At 42.2% G+C, this 722-nt stretch carries 1 protein-coding gene; it reads left to right on the top strand.

Features of this window, described 5'->3' with window-relative positions; genetic code table 11:
• A partial coding sequence (locus CG67_RS08125; RefSeq protein WP_025902449.1) for a phage/plasmid replication protein, II/X family occupies window positions 1-722 on the top strand: 722 nt, incomplete at both ends.

Genomic DNA, 722 nt, shown 5'->3' with positions numbered 1-722 from the left:
ATATGCTGGTCTTAAGGATACCGTTTAAAAGCTCTCTTGTATCGGAGCGTCTTGATTCACAGGGAAATTATGTTTCCCATGTGAACCTTGCTGAGGTTGCCCGCCTTTCTGGTCTGACTCTTGCCGCCCATACAGTAGAATACGCCATTGATGGTGATTTGACTGTATCGGGGCTTAAGCATCCTTACGAATCTCTCCCTTCTCATTATGCTGGGATCGCATTGAAAATTTTTGCGGGCGGTAAGAATTTCGAGCCATGTGTAGAGCTGAAAGCATCTCCGGCGAAATTGTTACAAGGTCACAATATTTTTGGGCCTACATCTTTTGAGTTGTGCGGTCTGGAATTTTTCGGTGCCTTGGCTGCTGCTATGCCTGAACTCTATGATTTGTGTGATGTAACTAATACGGTAGTTGGTCGCATAGATGTAACTTTCAGTGCAAAAGTCGCAAATGATCACATTGCTAACCAGGTGATTTATTTCTTGCGCAATGTATCCAACGGTCAGACTAAAAAGACGCGTGCTCTTGATTATGAAACAACTGTTATGTGGAACGAAGGAAGTCGCCACCGTACTCTTGTTGCATACTTGAAACATCATGAGGTGCAGGCTCAGATTAAGAGATTGCAGAAAAAGAAAAGTTCCCACTTATCTTCTTATGAAAAAAATTGCTTAGATGTTTTAAGCAATCCACAGCTTCAATTATATGCTGTTGGTCTTGTT

Origin of the sequence: Tatumella sp. UCD-D_suzukii (genome assembly GCF_000611875.2) — a bacterium.
In the GTDB taxonomy this organism is placed as follows: Bacteria; Pseudomonadota; Gammaproteobacteria; order Enterobacterales; family Enterobacteriaceae; genus Tatumella; species Tatumella ptyseos.
This window is presented reverse-complemented; position numbering and strand designations above follow the sequence as displayed.